This is a genomic window from Williamsia sp. DF01-3 (genome assembly GCF_023051145.1).
In the GTDB taxonomy this organism is placed as follows: Bacteria; Actinomycetota; Actinomycetes; order Mycobacteriales; family Mycobacteriaceae; genus Williamsia.
On sequence record NZ_JALKFS010000005.1, the window covers coordinates 2,603,394 to 2,626,223 of the forward strand.

Here is a 22,830-nt window from a genome sequence, read left to right on the forward strand (position 1 = left end):
GCTAGTCGGTGGTGGCTGCCGGAGTGAGCCAGATGGCACCGTTCGCCGGAAGCGTCAGGCGAGCGCAGGCCGGGCGACCATGCCACGATTCTTCCTCGGCGATGACCTGCCCCAGGTTGCCTTCTCCGCTGCCGGCGTAGGACGGCGCATCGGTGTTCAGCACTTCGTCCCACGAACCCGTCAGCGGTAGTCCCACCCGGTAGTCGGTGCGAGTGGTGCCGGAGAAGTTGAACACGCAGGCCATCACCGAGCCGTCGGATCCCCACCTCAGGAAACTGATGATGTTGCCCGCGGTGTCGTTGGCGTCGATCCAGGAGTAGCCATTCGGGGTGATGTCCTGGCTGTAGAGAGCAGGGTGACGTTTGTAGACGCTGTTCAGGTCGGAGACCAGCGACTGGACTCCGCTGTGCAGCTCACCTTCCCAGCCTTCGAGTTGCTCCCAGGCCAGGCTGCGCTCCTCCGACCACTCAGGGGTCTGTGCGAACTCCTGACCCATGAACAACAGTTGCTTGCCCGGGTGGGCCCACATGTACGCGAGCAGCGCGCGGACCCCTGCCGCCTTGGTCCTGGAATCTCCCGGCATCCGCGACCACAGCGTGCCTTTGCCGTGCACCACCTCATCGTGGCTGATCGGCAACACGAAGTTCTCGCTCCACGCGTACATCAGCGAGAAGGTGATCTCGTGGTGATGGAAGCTGCGATGGATCTGGTCACGCCCGAGGAACCCGAGCGTGTCGTGCATCCATCCCATGTTCCACTTCATCGAGAAGCCGAGGCCCCCGAGGTTGGTGGTGCGGGTGACGCCCGGCCACGACGTGGACTCCTCGGCGACCGTGACCACCCCGGGGTGATGCTTGTGGACGGTCGCATTCATCTCCTGGATGAACTGCACGGCCTCGAGGTTCTCGCGGCCGCCGTGGATGTTCGGCGTCCAGCCTCCCTCGGGCCTGGAGTAGTCGAGGTACAACATCGATGCGACGGCGTCTACCCGTAGGCCGTCGATGTGGAACTGGTCGAACCAGTAGAGGGCGTTCGCGACCAGGAAGTTACGGACCTCGTTGCGTCCGAAGTCGAACACGTACGTGCCCCAGTCGAGCTGCTCGCCTCGCTGAGGGTCGCCGTGCTCGTAGAGCGCGGTCCCGTCGAAGCGGGCCAACGCCCAGGCGTCCTTCGGGAAGTGGGCGGGCACCCAGTCCACGATCACGCCGATCCCGAGCGAATGCAGGTGGTCGACGAAGAACCGGAAATCGTCAGGACTTCCGAAACGTGACGTGGGAGCGTAGTACGAGGTGACCTGGTAACCCCATGAACCGCCGAACGGGTGCTCCGACACGGGCAGCAACTCGACGTGTGTGAAGCCGAGTTCGACGACGTAGTCACCGAGTTGTTCGGCCAGCTCACGGTAGGTGAGGCCTTGTCTCCACGAGCCCAGATGGACCTCGTAGACGCTCATCGGTTCGATGGTGGCGTCGGACTCTTCACGTTGGGCAACCCATGTGTCGTCCGTCCATTCGAACGACGTCTCGGGGATGACAGATGCGGTCTTGGGCGGGATCTCGGTGGCGCGGGCCATGGGGTCGGCCTTCTCGCGCACCACCCCGTCATTGCCGGTGATCCGGTACTTGTAGGTGGTGCCCGGTCCGATGTCGGGGATGAACACCTCCCACACGCCGCTGGACCCGAGGGACCGCATCGGCGCGGTGTGGCCACGCCAGCCGTCGAAGCTCCCGATCACGGTGACGCCCTGGGCATTGGGTGCCCATACGGCAAAACTCGTCCCGGTCACCTCGCCGTCAGGTGTCGAGTACACACGTGATTGCGGTCCGAGGATCTCCCAGAGCCGCTCGTGGCGGCCTTCGGTGAAGAGATGGATGTCGAGCTCACCGAGACTCGGCAGGAATCGGTATCCATCGGCCACCACGAACTCCCGGTCCGCCACACCCGATTCGTCGGCGGGATAGCTCACCCGGTATCGGTAGTCGATCAGGTCGGTCAGCGGCACGGCCGCGACGAACAATCCCGATTCCTGGTGTGTCAGTGGGTAATCGACGCCACCGATCACGGCGCTCACCGACACGGCATCGGGTTTGAGCGTGCGCAGGATGGTGTGGTCACCGGCCGGATGTGCGCCCAGTAGGTCGTGCGGGTTGTGATGCGTACCTGACAGGAGTCGATGCAGATCGCCGTCGGTCACAGTTGCGTCGGGGGCCTCGGAGGCGGCGGCGCTCATGACGAAGTCCGGAACGACAGGGCCGCGCGGGCCTCTTCGGGCATGGGGGGCAACGCGACCACGTGGGCCACCTGACGCCAGGGTTCGAGCCGAACATAGTTGGCCTGACCCCAGTGGAAGTTCTCGCCGGTCACCTCGTCGACTCCGCTGAAGCGGTCCTGCCAGTCATAGCCGAGTGAGGGCATGTCCAGCCACAGGGTGGATTCTTCTGCTCCATAAGGATTGATGTTCACCACGACAACCACCGTATCCCCGGTTTTCGGATCGAACTTCGAATATGCGATCAGTGCGTCGTTGTCCACGTGGTGGAACTTGAGGTATCGCAGCTGTTGGAGCGCCGGATGCCGCCGGCGGATCTCATTGAGCGAGCGAAGCCAGTTCTCCAACGACTCGCCCCGGCTCGCAGCACCTTTGTAATCCCGTGGCCGGAGCTGATATTTCTCCGAATCCAGGTATTCCTCGCTGCCCTCGCGTACCGCCTGGCCCTCATACAACTCGTAGCCGCTGTACACGCCCCACGTCGGCGACAGCGTTGCCGCCAGCGCGGCACGTAACGCGAACATCCCGGGGCCGCCGTGCTGCAGACTTTCGTGCAGGATGTCGGGCGTGTTGACAAAGAGGTTGGGGCGGGCGATGTCGGCGTTCTCGGCCAGTTCGTTGCCGAACTCGGTCAACTCCCATTTGGCGGTCCGCCACGTGAAGTAGGTGTAGGACTGCGTGAACCCGAGTTTCGCCAGGCCGTAGAGACGGGCGGGCCGGGTGAATGCCTCGGCCAGGAACAGCACGTCGGGGTCGCGCTTCTTCACCTCGATGATCAGCCACTCCCAGAAGTCTGGTGGCTTGGTGTGAGGGTTGTCGACCCGGAAGATCTTGACGCCCTGCGCAACCCAGTGCAACACCACCTTGAGGACGCCTCTGAATATCCCGTTGCGGTCGTCGTCGAAGTTCAGGGGGTAGATGTCCTGGTACTTCTTGGGCGGGTTCTCGGCGTACCGGATGCTGCCGTCGGGTTCGATCGTGAACCAGTCGGGGTGTTCGGTGGTCCACGGATGGTCCGGAGCGCATTGCAACGCAGGTCAAGCGCCACCTCCATGCCGAGTTCCTCGGCGCGGTGGCGGAAGTAGTGGAAGTCGTCGAGAGACCCGAGGCGGGGATGGATGGCGTCGTGGCCACCGTCTGCCGATCCGATGGCCCACGGGGAACCGACATCCTCTGGTCCAGCGGTGACGGAGTTGTTCGGTCCCTTGCGATTCACCTCTCCGATCGGGTGGATCGGGGGCAGGTAGACCACGTCGAACCCCATGTCGGCGATGCGGGGGAGGTCCTCGGCCGCGGTCAGGAACGTGCCGTGAACCGGATGGCCCTCGTTGTCCCATCCGCCGGTGGAACGAGGGAACAACTCGTACCAGGATCCGAACAGTGCCCTGGTGCGGTCCACCCAGACCCGGTAGGTGCGGCTCTTGGTGATCAGTTCGCGAACAGGGTGATCGGTGAGCAATTGAGCTATCTCGGCCGAGAGCGCCGGGCCGACACGATCGGGCAGAGCGGCATTGGCATCACGCAAGGATGCCGATGCGCCCGCGACGACGTCGCGATCACTCGGGGGACGAGGTCGAGGGCCCGGTCCAGGAGGCGGGCCCCGCGCTCGATGTCATTGGCGAGCTCCGCACTTCCCTGACCGGCGGCGAGCTTCTTGTCCATCGCGTCGCGCCAGGTGGTGAACGGATCACTCCATGCGTCGATGCGGTACGTCCAATATCCGATGCTGGTCGGACTGAAGACGGCGTTGAAGGTATCTGGTTCTGCTGCCGGGACCATCCGGACGTCGACGGTGCCGCCGCGGGCGGGACCTTCCACGTGCAGAGTGGCCGCCACCGCGTCATGGCCTTCGCGCCAGACTGTTGCGGTGACTGGAAAAGTCTCTCCGACAACCGCTTTCGCGGCAAACTGTCCGGAAGAGACTACCGGGGCAATGTCATCGATCCCGATGCGCCCTATCAATGAGTCCGCCACCTTTCGAGAGTGTTGTCGCCCAACGCCGTCATGTCGTCGCGTGCACCACCACCGTAGGCGACCCGGGCCCGATCGGCTCGGGCTCGGACACCCTCACCCGGCGCCGGCGCCCTGCAATCGGGTCAGTGCACCCCGTACCAGCTGGGCATCGGTGGTCCGCCAGAAAGGTGGTAACGACGCGAGTAGGTAGTTTCCATAGCGTGCCGTCGCCAAACGTGAGTCGAGCACTGCCACCACTCCTCGGTCGGACGTCGACCGGAGTAGACGGCCCGTACCCTGAGCCATCAGCAGCGCCGCGTGGGTGGCAGCGATGGCCATGAAGCCGTTGCCTCCTCGGGCCGCGACCGCACGCTGACGCGCCATCAGCAGGGGATCGTCCGGTCGTGGGAAGGGGATCCGGTCGATGAGGACGAGGTTGAGTGACGGGCCCGGGACGTCCACTCCCTGCCACAACGAGAGAGTGCCGAACAGACAGGTCTTCTCGTCGGCGGCGAACTCTTTCACCAGCGCCCCCGTCGCGCCGTCGCCCTGGCAGAGGACCGGGAGCTCGATCCGGGTGCGGACGGCCTCGGCCGCCTCTTTGGCGGCGCGCATCGAAGAGAACAGCCCGAGCGTGCGGCCGCCTGCGGCGGTGATCAATTCCACCATCTCGTCGAGCGTGCGGGCGGAGATGCCGTCGCGGCCCGGTGCGGGCAGATGTTTTGCGACATACAGAATTGCGGCCTTCTGATGGTCGAAGGGGGAGCCGACGTCGAGCCCGTTCCACCGCATCTTCTTCTCGTCGGACGGCGGCGGCTTGCCGATTGCGGTGATGCTCTGGGCAGATTTGGTTGCCTCGGAGTCGACGTCGGATCCGGCATCGCCGCTGCGGTGTGGCGGCAATCCCCAGCCGGCCGCCAAGCCGTCAAATGAACCGCCGACGGTCAGTGTGGCCGATGTCAGGATCACTGTCGCCTTGGCGAACAGTGAGGCACGCAGCAGCCCGCCGACCGACAGTGGGGCCACCCTGAGTACCCGTTTGCGTTCACCTCGCACCAGGTCTTCCCCGACCCAGACGACGTCCAGGCGGCGCGATTCGTCGGGATCGTCGAACGCGGCCAGAATCCGCACGGCGGTGTCGTGCATCTCTTCCAGAGAGGTGAGCGCAGCCGAGCGGGCAGCACTCGCGTCGGCGTCCACCTCGCCACTTCGTTTGGCGGGCCCGATGGCGGTGTGCGCCTTCCACAGACGGTCACGCAACGACGCGAGCGCCAGCGGCGCGCCGTCGGGGAGCCCGCTCCATCTGCCGGGTTCGAGTTGTTCGAGAAGGGACTCGATCAACTCGCCGCTGCCCTCGATGTCGTCGGCGATCTCCTGGTCGATCAACTTCCCGCAGCGCCGGGCCACACCTGCGATGGAGGTGCCCGAGATCTCTGCGGTGGCCACAGCTGTGATCCGGTCGGCGAGTTCGTGGGCCTCGTCGACCACCACCACGTCGTGGTCGGGCAGGATCGTTGCCTGGCTCATCGCGTCGATGGCCAGCAGCGCGTGATTGGTCACAACGAGGTCGGCCGCGCCTGCCTTCGCCTTGGCCTTCTCGGCAAAGCAGTCGGCCCCGTACGAGCAATTGGTTGCTCCCAGGCACTCTCTTGCGCTGACGCTGACCTGTCGCCAGGCCCGGTCCGATACGCCGGGCTCGAGGTCGTCGCGGTCACCGGTATCGGTGTCCGACGACCATTCGCGGACCCGGGTGACCTCGCGTCCCATCCGAGATGCGGTGAAGGCGTCGAAGAGTTCCCCGTCGGGTTCCTCGATGGTTCCGGCATGGATCTTGTTGAGGCACAGATAGTTTCCTCGGCCCTTGAGGATGGCGAACTCTGGTGCGCGACCGAGGGGCTTGGTGAGCGCTTGTGCGGTGCGCGGGAGATCGCGGTCGACGAGCTGGCGCTGCAAGGCGATGGTGGCAGTCGACACCACCACCGTGTGCCCGGTGTCCACGGCATGTCGCAGCGACGGAACCAGGTAGGCGAGAGACTTACCGGTTCCGGTGCCGGCCTGGACGGCCAGATGTTCCCCGGTGTCGATCGAATGAGCCACGGCCGAAGCCATTTTGAGCTGACCATCACGTTTGGCGCCTCCGAGCGCCTGCACCGCGGAGGCGAGCAGTTCGGGTACCTCGGGTATGGACGTCACCGTGATCGTCCACGGCGGCTCAGGTCTGTGTCATGCCACCAGATCATGCGGGACGGTCCGCCGCGGACACACCGGTGATCACGCCGATACCGGCCTCGGTCATCCGGGCAACGGCTGTCTTGGTGGTGTCCGGGCTGACTCCGGCGGTGTAGCGCAACAACACCCGTGTGGTGAATCCGGACGCCTGTGCGTCGAGCGCGGTTGCCACCACGCAGTGGTCGGTTGTCAGTCCTACGATGTCGACGGCGTTGATCTGCTTGTCTCTCAACCAGTCCGCCAATCCGGCACCGGAATCGTCGAATCCCTCGAACCCGGAGTACGCCGCGCTGTATTCACCCTTGCTGAACACGGCATCGAGTGTGTCGGTGGCAAGCGAGGGGTGGAAGTCCACTCCCGGCGTCCCCTTGACACAGTGCGGTGGCCAGCTGTCGACGAAGTCGGGGTTGTCGGAGAAGTGGTCGCCGGGGTCGATGTGGTGGTCGCGGGTGGCCACGATCGCGTGATACCCGTGGTCGCGGCTGATGTAAGCGGTCACGGCGGCGGCGACGGCACCGCCGCCTTTGACGGCAAGAGATCCGCCTTCACAGAAATCGTTCTGCACGTCGACGATGAGCAAGGCGGTGCGGATGGGTTCGCTCACATCATTCCCCTCACGGTGCGATGAATCGGGTCGGGATGGCGGGATCCCCATGCGAGAGTCCCAAACCTTCCCACGGAAGCGAGACCAGGCCTGCGGCGAGGTGGTCACGCGATTGGGTCAGTGACGGTAGGCCTTCCACCGGTTTACCGCCCCTGACGAGTGGGATCTGAAGGGGGCGGGCGGGCAGGTCGAGAGTCGGTTCAGAGCCACCGCTCGGGTAGATGACCTCCTCGACGATGGTGCCGGACTGTTTGGCGGTACGGACAGCGGACTTGGCGCCGCCACGAGATTCCTTGTGACTGGCGCGTTTTGCGACCGGGAGTCCGTCGACCTCCACGAGCTTGTAGACCATACCTGCTGTCGGCGCACCGGATCCGGTGACCAGCGACGTGCCCACCCCGTAGACGTCGACCGGTTCGGCGCGTAGCGAAGCGATCGCGTATTCGTCGAGGTCTCCCGACACCACGATGCGTGTGCCGCTGGCACCGAGGTCGTCGAGTTGCTTGCGGACCTTCCGGGCGAGCACACCGAGGTCACCGGAATCGATACGGACGCCACCGAGCTGGGGCCCGGCGACCTCGATCGCGTTGGCGACGCCCTGCGTGATGTCGTACGTGTCCACCAGCAAGGTGGTGCCGACACCGAGTTTGGCGATCTGGGCCGCAAAGGCGGTCTTCTCGTCGGGTCCGTCCGCGGTGGTGTGCACCAGGGTGAACGAGTGGGCGCTGGTGCCGGCGCTCGGTACACCGTGGCGGTGGGCGGCCTCGAGGTTCGACGTGGCGGAGAGACCGGCCAGGTACGCGGCTCGCGATGCGGCGACGGCCGCCTCCTCGTGGGTACGTCGTGACCCCATCTCGATGATGGGCCGTGACCCGGCCGCGGTGACCATCCGGGCGGCGGCCGACGCGATGGCGCTGTCGTGATTGAGCACGGACAACGCCAATGTCTCGAGCATGACGGCTTCGGCGAACGTGCCGCGGACGGTGAGGATGGGCGAGCCGGGGAAGTAGAGCTCGCCCTCGGCGTATCCGTCGATGTCGCCGGAGAACCGATAGTCGGCGAGCCACGAGAGCGTCTCGTCGTCGAGGAACTTCTCCACCACGGCGAGCTGTTCGGGTCCGAAGGTGAAGTTGGTGAGCTGATCGATCAGACGGCCGGTACCTGCGACGACGCCGTATCGACGCCCATCTGGCAGCCGCCGCGCGAAAACCTCGAAGGTGCACGTCCGATGGGCGCTCTGGTCGGCGAGCGCTGCGGCGACCATGGTGAGCTCATAATGATCGGTCAGCAGCGCTGTGTTCGAAGCGGTCACTATCGGTACCCTAGGGCCATGCGCGGACAGATGATGACCGCACCGCACCACTTCGGCCCTGTGTCGGCAGCGGGCGACGGTCAGCACGAGGCTACCCCGTCGAGTACCGCCGTCGCCGAACGTGACCAGGCAGTTGATCGGCCTTGGGTGACCATCGTGTGGGACGACCCGGTGAACCTGATGCGATACGTCACGTACGTGTTCCAGAAGCTGTTCGGATACAGCGAGACACGGGCGGCGGAACTGATGATGCAGGTGCACACCGAGGGCAAGGCGGTTGTGTCCACCGGTGACCGCGACAAGGTCGAGTTGGATGTCCAGAAGCTCCACGCGGCAGGTCTGTGGGCCACGATGCAGCGGGACAGCTGAGCCGCGTGCGCAATTGGAAACGGCGTGGTTCCGGCGAACGGCTCCGGATCACCACCGAATTGGACTCACACGAATCCGACTTGATCGCATCTTTGGTCACGTCGATGACCGAGTTGCTCGACGAACGGCAGTCCACGGCACCGTCCGACGAACTCGCTGATCTCACCGGGATCGAGGCAGGGCACTCCGAACCGCCGTCAGACGTGACGCTGGGACGCCTGTTCCCAGACTTCCATCGACCCGACCAAGACGAATCGACGGCGGTGGACGCGGTCACCGGCGATCTGAACGGCGCCCTGCGCAGTCTGCACGAACCGCACATCATCTCGGCCAAAAAGCAAGCGGCACAAGCAGTTCTGGACTCGCTGCCCGACGGCGGCGGACCGGTCTCGCTCACTCAGGCCGAGGCGGACCAGTGGCTCGCGGCGATCAACGACGTGCGACTCGCCCTCGGCGCGATGATCGGGATCAGCGAGTCGACTCCCGATCAGTTGCCTGAGGGTGATCCGATGTCCGCTCACCTCGACGTCTATCACTGGCTGACGGTTGTCCAGGAACTTCTTGTCGTCGCCCTGATCGGGAAATGATCTCGATGCCGGCCCGGACGTGAGGAACAAGCGATGATTCCGGGGCCGACCGATTCGATCGTCGACGTGCACGGCGTACGTGTCGGACACCACCATCGGGTCGACGACGAGGTCAGCGTAGCCACCGAGGATCAGGCCGGCGCGGGCTGGGCCACGGGCACCACCGTCGTGCTGCTGCCGGACGGCGCGGTCGCGGCCGTCGACGTACGCGGCGGGGGACCCGGCACTCGCGAAACCGACCTCCTCGATCCCACCAACACCGTGCAGCAAGCCCACGCCGTGGTCCTCACGGGCGGGAGCGCCTACGGGCTCGCCGCTGCCGACGGGGTGATGACTTTCCTGGAGGGGCAGGGCACGGGTCTGGTCATGGACACCCGCGGGTCGGTGGTCCCGATCGTTCCCGCCGCGGTGATCTTCGACCTCGCGGTCGGTGACTGGTCGGCGCGGCCGGATCGCGAGTTCGGGGAGCGGGCGGCCGCAGCGGCGAGCACCGATGTGGCATCCGGTTCGGTGGGCGCAGGAGCCGGGGCGCGGGCCGGTGAACTCAAAGGTGGGGTCGGATCGGCGAGTATCCGCATCACCAGCGGGCCGCCACGGGCGTCACGGTGGCGGCGCTGGTGGTGGCAAATCCGGTCGGTGCAGTGATCGACCCGTCCACCGGTGTGCCTTGGGGCGCGGGTCTCTCTGACCTCGACTACTACGGGCTGCGTCCTCCCGCCGTCGAGGAGATTGCTCAACTGCGTTCGCTCACAACCAAATCGACGTCACTGAACACCACGATCGGTGTGATCGCCACCGACGCTGTTCTGGACCCGGCATCGGCCACACGGGTTGCGATGACAGCGCACGACGGTCTGGCACGAGCCGTTCGACCGGCGCACTCGCCGCTTGATGGGGACACGCTCTTCGCGGTGGCCACCGGCACGGTGACACCCACCCCGGGGGAGGGCGAGGCGCCGACGATCCCGATGGGGATGAACCAGCAAGCTGCCCTTGTAGCGGTGATCGCAGAAGCGGCGGCCACTGCCGTTCAGCGGGCCATCGTCAAGGCTGTCCTGTCGGCTGATCCGGTTGCCGGAATACCGTCCTACCGCCAGACGTTGCCTTCAGCATTTGCACTTCGGTGACGGGTGCGTGACAACGGAGGTGGGAGTGCTCAACATCAGTCGATCGCTGGTGGACCAGATGGTGGCGCACGCCCGCGCCGACCATCCCGACGAGGCATGCGGAGTGATCGCCGGACCGGAGGGTTCGGACCGGCCCGAGCGGTTCATCGCGATGACAAACGCCGAGCGCAGCCCGACGTTCTACCGCTTCGACTCCGGGGAGCAGCTGAAGGTGTGGCGCGAGATGGATCGGGCCGACGAGGAGCCCGTGGTGATCTACCACTCGCACACCGCGACCGAGGCCTACCCGAGCCGAACCGACATCTCGTTCGCATCCGAACCGAACGCCCACTACGTGCTGATCTCCACTCGCGACGCCGACAACGAGGAGATCCGCAGTTACCGGATCGTTGACGGCACGGTCACCGAAGAACAGATCACGATCGACGACCACTAGTCGTGTGCCACGACGCACACCACAGCTCGGCCACACAGAAGGAGTTCGCCATGGCAGTAACCGTTTCCATCCCGACAATCCTGCGTACGTACACCGACGGCAACAAGCGGGTCGAGTCCAATGGGGCGACGCTCGGTGAGTTGATAGACAACCTCGACGCCAGCCACGAGGGGCTCAAGGACCGGCTGATCGCGTCCGGCAAACTCCACCGCTTCGTCAACGTGTATGTCAACGACGAGGACGTGCGATTCTCCGGCGGTCTGGACACCTCCGTAGCGGACGGCGATGAGGTCACCATCCTGCCCGCGGTCGCCGGCGGCTGACCGTACCTCGATGACCCGTTACGAATCGCTGATCGACTCTGTCGGTGGCACCCCGCTCATCGGGCTGCAACGGCTGTCGCCGCGTTGGCACGCCGATGACAGCGGGCCGGCGATCCGGCTGTGGGCCAAGCTGGAGGACCGCAACCCGACCGGGTCGATCAAGGATCGACCGGCGCTGCGCATGATCGAGCAGGCCGAGACCGACGGCGCCCTCAAGCCGGGGGACACCATCCTGGAACCGACCAGCGGCAACACCGGCATCTCGCTCGCGATGGCCGCAAAACTCAAGGGCTACAAGCTCATCTGCGTGATGCCCGAGAACACGTCGATCGAACGACGTCAGCTGCTGACCATGTTCGGGGCGGAGATCATCTCCTCACCCGCGGCCGGCGGGTCGAACAAGGCCGTGGCGATGGCGAAGGAACTCGCGGTGCACAACCCCGATTGGGTGATGCTCTACCAATACGGCAATCCTGCAAATGCGCTCGCGCATTACGAGGGCACCGGTCCCGAGATCGTCGCCGACTTGCCGGAAATCACCCATTTTGTTGCCGGACTCGGCACCACCGGCACCCTGATGGGTGTCGGACGGTACCTGCGCGAGGCCCGTCCGGAAGTCCAGATCGTGGCTGCCGAACCGCGTTACGGCGACGAGGTCTACGGACTTCGCAACATCGATGAGGGTTTTGTGCCCGAGTTGTACGACGAGACGATCTTGTCGATGCGGTACTCGGTCGACAGCCACAACGCCGTTCGCCGCGTCCGGGAGCTGATCGAGACCGAAGGAATCTTTGCCGGCATCTCGACCGGGGCCATTCTGCACGCTGCCCTCGGCGTTGCGCGCAAGGCCGACAAGGCCGGTGAACGCGCAGACATCGCCTTCGTCGTGTGTGATGCCGGGTGGAAGTATCTGTCGACGGGGGTGTACGAAGGTAGCCTCGACGAAGCAGGTGAAGGGCTCGAAGGCCATCTCTGGGCCTGATCAGCGGACATCGATCGGAGACACATGACCGGATCACTCGGCCCATATGGCGGTGCCGGTGGCGGACTCACGCCGGCCGGGTCCGCCGAGGCCAAGCGAACCTCCTGGCCGTTGTGGCTGCGGTCCGCGGTTGTCATCGTCGCGTTGACCGCCCTGCTGTACGTCGTCGAGGCGATCGACGCGGTGAGCGATCATGACCTGGACAGCGCGGGTATCGAGTCGCGTGAGACGGACGGTCTCTCGGGCATCGTGTTCTCGCCGTTCCTGCACGATGGGTGGGAACACCTGCTGGCCAACACGATTCCCGGGATGGTGCTCGGCTTCCTGGTTCTGATGGCCAAGCGGTTCATCGTCACCACACTCATCGTGTGGGTTGTGTCCGGTCTCGGCGTCTGGCTCTTCTCGCCGTCGTATGTGGTCACGGTCGGTGCCTCGGGCATCATCTTCGGCTGGCTCACCTACATACTGGTTCGCGGATTGTTCAACCGCGACATCTGGCAGATCTTGCTGGGCGTGGTGGTGTTCTTCGTCTACGGCGGTGTGCTGTGGGGTGTGGTCCCCACCGACGGCCGCGTCTCCTGGCAGGGCCACCTCTTCGGGGCGATCGGCGGAGTGCTGGCCGCGTGGTATCTCTCCGGCAAGGACCGTAAACGCGATCACGCCACCGCGCCGACTCCCTACGGCACCAACGGCCTGGGCGCCAACGGGTTCGGGAACAATCGGGGCACAGCCCTGTGAGCACGGATGTGGACGCGCCGATCGGCATCTTCGATTCGGGGGTGGGCGGTCTGACCGTGGCGCGTGCGGTGATCGACCAGCTGCCGTCCGAGAACATCATCTACATCGGCGACACCGCCAACGGGCCCTACGGGCCGTTGACCATTCCCCAGATCCGAGCGCATGCACTCGCCATCGGTGACGAGTTGGTCGATCGCGGTGTCAAGGCTCTTGTCATCGCCTGCAACACCGCATCGGCCGCCTGCCTGCGTGATGCTCGCGAGCGTTACCCCGTGCCCGTCATCGAGGTTGTGCTGCCCGCCGTTCGCCGTGCGGTGGCGGCAACGCGATCGGGCCGCATCGGTGTCATCGGTACCGAGGCCACCATCGCCTCTCGTGCCTATGAGGACTCCTTCGCCGCTGCCCAGAACGCGGTGATCACCTCGGTGCCCTGCCCACGGTTCGTCGATTTCGTCGAACGGGGGATCACCAGCGGCCGGCAGGTTCTCGGCCTCGCCCAGGGATACCTTGAACCGCTGGCACAGGCGGGCGTCGACACGGTGGTGCTCGGCTGCACGCACTATCCGATGCTGTCGGGTGTCATTCAGCTGGCCGTGGGTGACGAGGTCACCTTGGTCTCGAGCGCGGAAGAAACCGCCAAAGATGTGTTGCGGGTGCTGACATCCACCGACCTCTTGCGGCCGCCCTCCGACGTGCCCGCCGACCGCGTTTTTCAGGCCACCGGTGATCCCGAGATGTTCGCCCGGCTGGCCACACGTTTCCTCGGCCCGGCCATCGGCGCAGTTCAACACGCCTGATCGGCCGTCCGCCGACGGCAAGGTGAGCCGGCGTGGCAGCATGGCTGCATGCGTTTGACCGTGCTGGGTTGTTCGGGCAGTTTGGCGGGCCCGGATTCGCCGGCGTCCGGATATTTGCTGACGGTTCCTGGTGGCCAACCGGTGGTGATGGACTTCGGCCCCGGCGTCCTGGGTTCCTTGCAGCAGCATGCCGACCCCAACGAGGTCGCGGTGATGCTGAGCCATCTGCACGCCGACCATTGCCTTGATCTGCCCGGTCTGCTGGTGTGGCGCCGCTACAACCCGATTCCCGCCATCGGCAGGGGAACACTCATCGGGCCTCCCGGAACAGCGGCCCGAATCGGCGCTGCATCATCGGAGTACCCGGGGAAGATCGACGACATCAGCGACACGTTCGACGTGTCCACGTGGACCGACCAAGAGGAGATCGAACTGGGCGGGATGAAGATCTTGGCCCGGAAGGTGAACCATCCACCTTCGACGTTCGGACTTCGGATCACCGGCCCAGGGGGCGAGGTGCTGGCCTACAGCGGCGACACCGGCGTGTGCGATGAGCTCATCGAACTGGCCCGGGGCGCCGATGTGTTCCTCTGTGAGGCGTCGTGGACCCACGATCCGGAGAACAGGCCGCCGAACCTGCATTTGTCCGGCAGGGAGGCAGGCGAGGCCGCGGCCAAGGCCGGCGTCAAGAGCCTTGCCCTGACCCATCTTCCGCCGTGGACCTGGCCCGACGACATGCTTGCCGAGGCCCGCGAGGTGTACGACGGCCCGATCCGCGTTGTGCGTCGTGACGAGCAGATCGATATCGGCTGACGAACTGCCGGGATGCTCGGACGAGATATCGGGCACCCGCCCACGGTGCCAGGTGGTGTCGATAGGGTGTCGGTGTGAGTAGACGCGCTGATGGCCGAGTAGACGACGAACTGCGGAAGGTCACCATCACCCGCGGATTCACCAACCACCCCGCCGGATCTGTGTTGGTGGAATTCGGACAGACCCGGGTGATGTGTACGGCCAGCGTCACCGAGGGCGTTCCGCGGTGGCGGCGTGGCTCGGGACTGGGCTGGCTGACCGCGGAGTACGCGATGTTGCCCGCTGCCACCCACGATCGGTCCGACCGCGAGTCGGTCAAGGGCAAGGTCGGCGGACGCACCCAGGAGATCAGTCGCCTGATCGGCCGGTCGCTGCGTGCATGTATCGACCTGGCGGCGTTGGGGGAGAACACCATTGCCCTCGACTGTGATGTGCTCCAGGCCGACGGTGGCACCCGCACCGCAGCGATCACAGGCGCGTACGTTGCGCTCTGCGACGCGGTCACCTATCTCAACGCCGCGGGCAAGCTGGCCGATCCCCAACCGATCTCGTGCGCGATCGCCGCGGTGAGTGTCGGCGTGGTGGATGGTCGGGTGCGGATCGACCTTCCGTACGAAGAGGATTCGCGCGCCGAGGTGGACATGAACGTGGTCGCCACCGACACCGGCACCCTCGTCGAGATCCAGGGCACAGGCGAAGGTGCGACTTTCCCACGGTCGACCCTCGACCGCCTTCTCGACATGGCGATGCTCGGTACCGAGAAGATTTTCGAGGTCCAGCGTGAGGCTCTGGCCCTGCCGTATCCCGGCACGTTGCCCGAACCCGAGGTGTCCGGCAAGCGCAAGGCTTTCGGTAGCTGATGGCTCAGCGCCTACTGGTCGCCAGCCGTAACAGCAAGAAGCTCGCCGAACTCCGACGATTCCTCGAGCGTGCGGGCATCAGCGGTCTGGAGGTCGTCGGTCTGGACGAGGTGCCTGAGTACGACGAGGCACCCGAGACCGGCGCCACGTTCGAGGAGAATGCCCTCGCCAAGGCTCGGGACGGGTTTGCCGCCACCGGATTGGCCTGCATCGCAGACGATTCGGGCATCGAGGTGGATGCCCTGCGTGGTATGCCCGGCGTGTTGTCAGCCCGGTGGGCGGGGCGCCACGGCGACGACGAGGCGAACACCTCGCTGCTGCTCGGCCAGATGCGCGACGTACCTGCCGAGCGCCGAGGCGGGGCCTTTGTCTCCGCGTGCGCACTGGTGATGGCTACCGGGGAGGTGGTTGTCCGCGGCGAATGGCGTGGTCGCATCATCGACGCCCCGTTGGGCGACAACGGTTTCGGGTACGACCCCGTTTTTGTACCTGATGACGAGGCGGCGGACGGGCGGACAGCGGCAGAGCTGTCAGCGCCCGAGAAGGATTCGCTCAGTCACCGCGGTCGTGCACTGGAGCAGTTGGTGCCGGCTCTAGAGGAACTGGCCCGTACGTAGCTGTAGGCCCTTCCTGGCGCTCAGACCCCGAACTGAGCTTTGATCTCTTGTGTGCGCTTGTGTTCCACCCAGAACGACAGGAACGGGATGGTGCCGGCGATCAGGGTGTAGACAGCCTTGCCCAGAGGCCAGCGAACTTTGATGCCGAGGTCGATAGCCATGATGAGGTACACGAAGTACACCCAACCGTGAACGATCGGCACGAAGTCGAGTGCGTCGACGTCGAAGCCGTATTTGAGGACCAGTTCGGCCACGAGAAGCAGCAACCAGAGTCCGGTGACCCACGCCATCACCCGGTACCGAAGCAACGCGCCCTTGATCTTGCTCGGCGTCGCCGTGGTTGCGGGCGCGGTCTGTTCGGCCGGGGACTCGGTCACTGATTGCTCCGTTGTGTGTTGTTCGTGTGCGGGTCGGGGTCGGTCTGGCGCGGGTCGTTGCCCGCGAGTTCGGCGAGTATCTGGTTGTATTCGGCCAGCTGATCGCTTTCAGGGCTGCCGTCCGCTGGGGGACTGGCCGGTGCGGGCCGAGGTGGTAGGACTCCGTCTGGAATCTCCGTCATGCCCTTGTTCGATTGCAGCTTCAGGACTTCGACGGGATCCGATTCGAGCACCACAAATCGGCGGTACGCGTAGACCACGAATATGGCGAAGGCCGGCCACTGGAGTGCGTACCCCAGGTTCTGGCCAGTACCCGAGCTCGATTCGAAGCGATCCCACTGCCACCACGCCAGCGCGAGACATGCCAGCGCGGCGACGATCACCAGCACGATGAGTGCTGGTCGATGCCGGTGCTTGATGGGAGCCATATCTTGACGGTACCTAAGTACTGCAACGCGCTGGTCAGCCGGTACGCTGTCCTCTGCACGCGCGAGTGGCGGAATTGGCAGACGCGCTGGATTTAGGTTCCAGTGTCTACGGACGTGGGGGTTCAAGTCCCCCCTCGCGCACCACAGATCTTTGCGCCGGCTGTCCGGAGTTCGTACGCAAACGTCGGCGCCGTCGTGACTGAACGCAGATCCGCTATGGTTTCGCCCGCGGCGTACGCGTTGCCGATAGACAGGGCGGCTCCTCCATGTCCGAAATCCACGTCCACAGGTGACCGCCCCGCCGGGCTTGAGACTAGCACCGATTCGAACGTATGGTCGAACCATGAAAACGGCCGGAATCGGAGGAGACAGCGGGCAACCGCGCCGTCCGGCCTTTGTGAGGGTCGGGCACATGGCGGTGACGGTTGACCTGATCACGCTGTACGCCTATCAACCCCACCACTCGGGGTCCTATCACCCTGACGGGCTCCAATTCCGGAAGAAGACGATGGGAGTGCTCACCGAGTGGGGCATGACCGAATGGGGCGAATGGTTCGGCAAGGTCACCTACACCATCCCGGCCAAGGGGAGAGAGGAGAAGGTGACCCATTGGGTTCCTGGTTGGGCGCTTCGGCCGGCGGAAGGGGTTGCCGGCGAACGTGATACGTGAGCCCAGTGGTCGCGGGTGGCGGGCACGGCCGAACCCGAGGACTCTGGACTTCAGTATGTCTGCGCGTCCGTCGTCTCTGACCTCCACGCGGCCCGTTCGCATAGTCGTCGCGGTCGCGATGATCGCTGTTCAACTGGTTCTGACGGCATCTGTCGGTGCGTTTGTGTGTGGTGTGGGCAGCGCACGGGACGTGGACGGTCATACGCCGGCTGGATCTGTTGACCGCCGCAGTGTGGTCGGCGGCTTCGTCGGCAGGGCAGTGGCGGCTGCCGAAACCGTTGCGATGGCCCGGCCGGGGCTCGACTTGGGAATGGCGGTACTGGACACCGGCACCGGGGAGTCGTCGGGTTCGGCCAGTGCCACGCCGATGTATGCGGCGTCGCTCACGAAGTTGGTTGTGGTGGTCGACATCGTCGAACGTCGACGTGCTGAACAATTGCCCGTGACCGACTCGGATGTCGCTCTGATCGAGCGCGCACTCGGTCTCAGCGATGACGTGGCGATGAACGAACTGTGGACACGGTTGGACGGGCAAGGCGCGGTGTCGAGGGTGAGCGAACGGCTCGGACTCACCCAAACCCAACCACCGCAGGATGCTTCGTACTGGGGCGAGATGGTGACGTCGGCGGCCGATGTCGTTCGGATCTACGAGCATGTGTCGAAAATGCCGGAGCCGGACCGTCAATTGATCCTGGGCGCGCTGGCATCGGCGCCGGCGGTGGCGGCCGACGGCTTCTCTCAAGACTTCGGTCTGCTCGCTCCCGGCGCGGTGAATGCGCCTGTCGTCAAGCAGGGCTGGATGTGTTGTTTCGAGCAAACGGCCTACCTCCACAGCGCCGGGCTCGTCGGCCCGGAGCGCAGATTCGTGGTCGCGCTGCTGAGCCGCCAACCGTACGACGAGAGTTGGGCGACTTCGCGCGACGGCCTGACTGCCGTGGCATCTGCAGTCGGGTCCGCGTTGTCTCTCGCAGACAACGACACTACGCCGCTGGACTCACGCGGGCAGCTCCACTGATGTGCCCCACCGCGACAACATCTTTCGGCCAGGTCGTGACTACCGCGGATTGAGTACCAGGCGTCGGCCAAGGCTGTGGTGTGACGTCGATCGCCACCGGGAACGAAACCGCCGGCACGGATCGTTTGCCACACAGACCAAAAAGTGCAGTCTTCGAAAGGTGTTTGTTGTGAGTCCGTTTCCGCCCCCGCCGCCATGGACGAGTGGATTCCGTGCACTCAACAGACCTGAGCCCGAACGGAAGAACAGTGGCGACAACAACGGCGGAGACAAGTGGGAGTGGCTCATCCTCGCCGCGATCTTGGCGGTTGTCGTACTGGTGCTCATCCTGAAGTAGCTGTCGAGACGTGATCCCCGGCTGTCACAGCAGCCCGAAAACTCCACAAAACACAGACGAGCGGTTGGCACCCTTGGGTGCCAACCGCTCGCGTGGTCTCTGCCGTTACTTGGTGTAGAGGCCCTCGATCTCGTCGGCGTGGGAGTCATGGATGACGTTGCGCTTGAGCTTGAGGGTGGGCGTCAACTCGCCCGTCTCGATGGTGAAGTCGTTCTCGATGATCCGGAACTTCTTGATGGCCTCGGCCTTTGACACCTGATCGTTTGCGGTCTTGATGGCCACATCGATGTCTGCGATCAACGTCTTGTTGTCGACGAGATCCGCGACCGCGGTGTCGGCGGGGAGGTTGTTGCGCTCGAGCCAGCCGGGCAATGCTTCAGGGTCGAGGGTGACCAGAGCGGCGATGAAGGGCTTGTTGTCACCGACAACGAGAGCCTGACTGACCAGCGGATGCGCACGGATCGCGTCCTCCATCTGCGCGGGGAGACGTTCTTGCCGCCGGCAGTGACGATGAGTTCCTTCTTGCGACCGGTGATCGACAGGTAGCCGTCATCAAGCGTCCCGATGTCACCGGTGTGGAACCAGCCAGCCTTGATGGCCTCGGCCGTGGCCTGCTCGTTCTTCCAGTACCCGCCGAAGACCACGGGGCCCTTCAACAGCACCTCGCCGTCGTCGGCGATGGCGACCGATTGTCCGTACACCGGACGGCCGACTGTTCCGATGCGTTGTGCGCCTTCGGCATTGACCGTGACGGCGGCGGTGGTCTCACTCAGGCCGTAGCCCTCGTAGATGGGGATCCCGATGCCACGGAAGAAGTGACCGAGTCGGGCGCCGAGTGCGGCCCCGCCGGACACTGCGCTTGTGCACTCGCCACCGAGCGCCGCGCGGAGCTTGGAATAGACGAGCACATCGAAGACCTTGTGCTTGGCCTTGAGGACCAGCCCGGCTCCGCCGTTCTCCAGTGCCTTCGAGTACTCGATGGCGGTGTCGGTGGCAGCCCCGAAGATCTTGCCCTTGCCGCCGTCCTCGGCCTTCTGCTTGGCGCTGTTGTACACCTTTTCGAACACGCGGGGGACCGACAGGAGGTAGCTGGGCTTGAAGGCCGCGAGATCATCGAGGAGCGTCGGCCCCACGGTGGTGTGGCCGAGCTGAACGAGGTGCACGATCGAGGCGACCGAGATGATCCGGGCGAACACGTGCGCGAGCGGCAGGAACAGCAGGGTCGAACTGCCTTCGGACATCAGGTCGCCGAGCGTGACACGCACGCCGTGGCATTCGTGCAGGAAGTTCGCGTGGGTGAGTGCGACGCCCTTGGGCTTGCCCGTGGTTCCGGATGTGTAGACCAGAGTGGCGATGTCGCTCGACAGGGTGTTGGCGAGACGCTGATCGAGTTCGGAATCGTCAACGGATTCGCCACGGCGAACGAGTTCGTCGATGGCGCCTTCGTCGATCACCAGGATCTCTTTGAGGTCGGCACTGTCGGCGAGTACCGAGCTGTGTTGCTGCTTCTGGGTGGGCGTTTCGACCAACAGCAAGGAGGTCTCGGAGTTCTCGACGATGTACTGCACCTGCGACGGGGCGGAGGTCTCGTAGATGGCGACCGTGGTTCCCCCGGCACGCCACACGGCGTAGTCGAGGACTGTCCACTCGTAGCGGGTGGCCGAGCAGATCGAGACCCGGTCGCCGTGCTTGATGCCGGACGCGATCAGACCCTTGGCGACCTTGTCCACCAGGTCGGCGAACTCCTTTGTGGTGATCGGAGTCCAGGAGCCGTCGTCACCACGACGCTTGAACAGCCCCTTGGTCGGTGACTCGTCGCGGTGCCGCAACATCGAGTCAACGATGGACGCCTTTTCCGGAACGACGAAGTCGGACGGCACTGAAACTTCTTGCACAAGGGCCTCCTGCGGCAGGGGAGTGTCGGAGAGGCGGGTAACCGAGGCACTCGGAACCCGTCAACTGTGGGTTAGGTTACCTTTCGAACCTACTCGTCAGTAGGGCACCCTGACAGCGATTCCCCCGTGGCCGGGTTTTGTCCTGCGAATAACGGATTTGAGCTGTTCACGGCTACAGTAGGTAGTAATGACAGACAGTATTGATGGGCCCCCTGTGCGTGACGCGGCCCTTTTAAGCGAAGACACCGTAACGTTCGCCGACCTCGGGATGGATCCCCGAGTGTTGCAGGCACTCACGGACGTGGGCTACGAGACCCCCTCTCCGATCCAGGCGGCAACCATCCCGCCTCTGCTCGAAGGTCGCGACGTGGTCGGTCTGGCGCAGACCGGCACCGGCAAGACCGCCGCATTCGCCGTCCCGATCCTCTCGGGCATCGACTCCTCGGCGCGTAAGCCGAAGGCACTCATCCTGGCTCCGACGCGTGAACTCGCGCTGCAGGTGGCCGAGGCGTTCGGCCGCTACTCCGCACATCTGCCAGGTGTGAAGGTGCTCCCGATCTACGGCGGTCAGAGCTACACCGTGCAGCTGTCGGGACTTCGCCGTGGCGCGCAGATCATCGTCGGAACGCCTGGCCGTGTCATCGACCACCTCGACAAGGGCACCCTCGACATCTCCGAGTTGGACTACCTCGTCCTCGATGAGGCCGATGAGATGCTGAACATGGGTTTCGCCGAAGACGTCGAGCGCATCCTGCGCGATACGCCGGAGTCCAAGCAAGTGGCGTTGTTCTCGGCCACCATGCCCAAGACGATCGGCCGGCTGTCGCAGAAGTACCTCAAGAACCCGGTCGAGGTCACGATGAAGGCCAAGACCGGGACCGCGTCGAACATCACGCAGCGGTATCTCCAGGTCTCTCACCAGCGCAAATTGGACGCGCTGACCCGTGTCCTCGAAGTCGAGCAGTTCGACGCGATGATCGTGTTCGTACGCACCAAGCAAGCCACCGAGGACCTGGCCGAGCGGCTGCGGTCGCGTGGGTTCTCGGCAGCTGCCATCAACGGCGACATCGCCCAGGCGCAGCGTGAGCGCACCATCGCGCAGCTGAAGAACGGGCAGGTCGACATCCTCGTGGCCACCGACGTGGCTGCGCGCGGTCTCGACGTCGACCGGATCTCGCACGTCCTGAACTACGACATCCCGCACGACACCGAGGCGTACGTGCACCGGATCGGGCGCACCGGCCGGGCGGGTCGATCGGGCACTGCACTGTTGTTCGTCTCACCCCGTGAGCGGCATCTGCTCCGGGCCATCGAGAAGGCCACCCGTCAGCCACTCGACGAGATCGGGTTGCCCAGCGTCGACGATGTCAACGCACAGCGGGTCACCAAGTTCGCCGAATCGATCACCCAGAATCTGAGTTCGGACAACCTCGACCTCTTCCGCAAGCTGATCGAGGACTACGCCCGCGAGAACGACGTGACGATGGCCGACATCGCTGCGGCGCTGGCTCTCGAGACGCGGGACGGCGGGTTCCTGATGTCGCCGGATCCCCCCGCCGGCGAGCGCAAGGAACGTGACCGCAAGGAACGTTCAGAGCGCTCCGGTCGCGGCGGTGACGTGGAATTCGCGACGTATCGGCTCGCAGTCGGCCGCCAGAACAATGTGACCCCGGGAGCGATCGTGGGCGCCATCGCCAACGAGGGCGGCTTGTCCCGCGGCGACTTCGGTCACATCAGCATCCGCAACGACCACTCGCTCGTCGAACTGCCCCGCAACCTGGATCGCGAGACGCTGACACGGCTTCGCGGCACGCGGATCAGCGGGGTGCCCATCGGCATCAAAAAGACGACGGCGCACCACGTCAGCAACGTTCTTCCTCGTCCTCCTCGCGTGGCGGCAGTGGGAAGTCGTTCAGCCGTGACCGTCGCGGATCGCAGAAGGTCGCCGGCCGCGCTCGGCCCTGATACTCGCTGATCACGCGCCTGACCTGCTTGTCTCACGGGCCTACACCATGACCTGTGAGCTGCGCAAATCTCGACTGGAACATCACGTCGACGGCCAGTAATATCCGGCATCGGCATGACCTCTACG

20 protein-coding genes, 1 tRNA gene and 3 pseudogenes are annotated in these 22,830 nt (G+C 64.9%); 16 read left to right on the plus strand and 8 right to left on the minus strand.

The features are described 5' to 3' along the window. Position 1: 1 nt before the first annotated feature. From glgB to MVA47_RS14445, 5 genes and pseudogenes are all read right to left on the minus strand, one after another. Entirely contained in the window at positions 2-2,230 is a 2,229-nt protein-coding gene (gene glgB, locus MVA47_RS14425; protein WP_247208434.1) for a 1,4-alpha-glucan branching protein GlgB, read from the minus strand. Beyond that, a pseudogene (locus MVA47_RS14430) lies at positions 2,227-4,231 on the minus strand (maltotransferase domain-containing protein). Before MVA47_RS14430 ends, glgB begins: the two are co-directional and overlap by 4 nt. Before the next feature lie 105 nt (positions 4,232-4,336). Beyond that, a complete protein-coding gene (locus MVA47_RS14435) occupies positions 4,337-6,415 on the minus strand; it encodes an ATP-dependent DNA helicase (protein WP_247208435.1) in 2,079 nt (692 codons plus the stop codon). A gap of 43 nt (positions 6,416-6,458) precedes the next feature. After that, positions 6,459-7,055: an isochorismatase family protein gene (locus MVA47_RS14440; protein WP_247208436.1), complete on the minus strand. Its 597-nt coding sequence runs from the start codon at positions 7,053-7,055 to the stop codon at positions 6,459-6,461. A gap of 10 nt (positions 7,056-7,065) precedes the next feature. Further along, positions 7,066-8,367 (minus strand): nicotinate phosphoribosyltransferase, encoded by a 1,302-nt coding sequence (locus MVA47_RS14445; RefSeq protein WP_247208437.1) that lies wholly within the window; start codon positions 8,365-8,367, stop codon positions 7,066-7,068. Between the two features lie 33 nt (positions 8,368-8,400). Between MVA47_RS14445 and clpS the strand changes: the two genes are divergently transcribed. The 11 genes and pseudogenes from clpS to MVA47_RS14500 all read left to right on the plus strand — a co-directional run bounded on the left by clpS (position 8,401) and on the right by MVA47_RS14500 (position 16,016). Continuing rightward, positions 8,401-8,736, plus strand: a complete 336-nt coding sequence (gene clpS / locus MVA47_RS14450) for an ATP-dependent Clp protease adapter ClpS (RefSeq protein ID WP_099385040.1) — start codon at positions 8,401-8,403, stop codon at positions 8,734-8,736. A gap of 5 nt (positions 8,737-8,741) precedes the next feature. Continuing rightward, the gene (locus MVA47_RS14455; RefSeq protein ID WP_247208438.1) at positions 8,742-9,323 is read left to right on the plus strand and encodes a DUF2017 domain-containing protein; all 582 of its coding nucleotides are present in this window, start codon (positions 8,742-8,744) and stop codon (positions 9,321-9,323) included. 33 nt (positions 9,324-9,356) lie between these two features. Beyond that, positions 9,357-10,450 (plus strand): annotated as a pseudogene (locus MVA47_RS14460) (P1 family peptidase). A 25-nt stretch (positions 10,451-10,475) separates the two neighbouring features. After that, a complete protein-coding gene (locus tag MVA47_RS14465) occupies positions 10,476-10,886 on the plus strand; it encodes a M67 family metallopeptidase (RefSeq protein WP_308280629.1) in 411 nt (136 codons plus the stop codon). A gap of 50 nt (positions 10,887-10,936) precedes the next feature. Continuing rightward, positions 10,937-11,209: a MoaD/ThiS family protein gene (locus tag MVA47_RS14470; RefSeq protein WP_062801287.1), complete on the plus strand. Its 273-nt coding sequence runs from the start codon at positions 10,937-10,939 to the stop codon at positions 11,207-11,209. Between the two features lie 10 nt (positions 11,210-11,219). After that, positions 11,220-12,191, plus strand: a complete 972-nt coding sequence (locus MVA47_RS14475; RefSeq protein WP_247208439.1) for a PLP-dependent cysteine synthase family protein — start codon at positions 11,220-11,222, stop codon at positions 12,189-12,191. 24 nt (positions 12,192-12,215) lie between these two features. After that, entirely contained in the window at positions 12,216-12,929 is a 714-nt protein-coding gene (locus tag MVA47_RS14480; RefSeq protein WP_247208440.1) for a rhomboid family intramembrane serine protease, read from the plus strand. Beyond that, a complete protein-coding gene (murI, locus tag MVA47_RS14485; RefSeq protein ID WP_247208441.1) occupies positions 12,926-13,726 on the plus strand; it encodes a glutamate racemase in 801 nt (266 codons plus the stop codon). The genes MVA47_RS14480 and murI overlap by 4 nt, the downstream gene beginning before the upstream one ends. Before the next feature lie 48 nt (positions 13,727-13,774). Next, the gene (locus MVA47_RS14490; RefSeq protein ID WP_247208442.1) at positions 13,775-14,539 is read left to right on the plus strand and encodes a cyclic nucleotide-degrading phosphodiesterase; all 765 of its coding nucleotides are present in this window, start codon (positions 13,775-13,777) and stop codon (positions 14,537-14,539) included. A 74-nt stretch (positions 14,540-14,613) separates the two neighbouring features. Further along, positions 14,614-15,399: a ribonuclease PH gene (rph, locus tag MVA47_RS14495; RefSeq protein ID WP_030163832.1), complete on the plus strand. Its 786-nt coding sequence runs from the start codon at positions 14,614-14,616 to the stop codon at positions 15,397-15,399. Then, positions 15,399-16,016, plus strand: coding sequence for a non-canonical purine NTP pyrophosphatase (locus MVA47_RS14500; protein WP_247208443.1), 618 nt, complete (start codon positions 15,399-15,401; stop codon positions 16,014-16,016). Before rph ends, MVA47_RS14500 begins: the two co-directional genes overlap by 1 nt. Positions 16,017-16,036: 20 nt before the next feature. Here the strand turns inward: MVA47_RS14500 and MVA47_RS14505 are convergent, their stop codons facing one another. After that, positions 16,037-16,393: a DUF3817 domain-containing protein gene (locus MVA47_RS14505; RefSeq protein WP_247208444.1), complete on the minus strand. Its 357-nt coding sequence runs from the start codon at positions 16,391-16,393 to the stop codon at positions 16,037-16,039. Then, the gene (locus MVA47_RS14510) at positions 16,390-16,821 is read right to left on the minus strand and encodes a transcriptional regulator (protein WP_247208445.1); all 432 of its coding nucleotides are present in this window, start codon (positions 16,819-16,821) and stop codon (positions 16,390-16,392) included. The genes MVA47_RS14505 and MVA47_RS14510 overlap by 4 nt, the downstream gene beginning before the upstream one ends. A gap of 59 nt (positions 16,822-16,880) precedes the next feature. Here MVA47_RS14510 and MVA47_RS14515 point away from each other — a divergent pair. The 4 genes from MVA47_RS14515 (at position 16,881) to MVA47_RS14530 (ending at position 18,843) form a co-directional block, all read left to right on the plus strand. Next, positions 16,881-16,965 (plus strand) — tRNA-Leu (locus MVA47_RS14515). Positions 16,966-17,164: 199 nt separating this feature from the next. Next, a complete protein-coding gene (locus MVA47_RS14520) occupies positions 17,165-17,491 on the plus strand; it encodes a hypothetical protein (RefSeq protein ID WP_030163825.1) in 327 nt (108 codons plus the stop codon). Between the two features lie 55 nt (positions 17,492-17,546). Next, positions 17,547-18,506, plus strand: a complete 960-nt coding sequence (locus tag MVA47_RS14525) for a serine hydrolase (protein WP_247208446.1) — start codon at positions 17,547-17,549, stop codon at positions 18,504-18,506. Between the two features lie 169 nt (positions 18,507-18,675). Then, entirely contained in the window at positions 18,676-18,843 is a 168-nt protein-coding gene (locus MVA47_RS14530) for a hypothetical protein (RefSeq protein WP_247208447.1), read from the plus strand. A 105-nt stretch (positions 18,844-18,948) separates the two neighbouring features. On the opposite strand, the pseudogene MVA47_RS14535 reads toward MVA47_RS14530, so the two are convergent. Then, positions 18,949-20,738: pseudogene (locus MVA47_RS14535) on the minus strand (long-chain fatty acid--CoA ligase). Between the two features lie 187 nt (positions 20,739-20,925). Between MVA47_RS14535 and MVA47_RS14540 the strand changes: the two are divergent. Next, the gene (locus tag MVA47_RS14540) at positions 20,926-22,713 is read left to right on the plus strand and encodes a DEAD/DEAH box helicase (protein WP_374474193.1); all 1,788 of its coding nucleotides are present in this window, start codon (positions 20,926-20,928) and stop codon (positions 22,711-22,713) included. Positions 22,714-22,830: the final 117 nt, after the last annotated feature.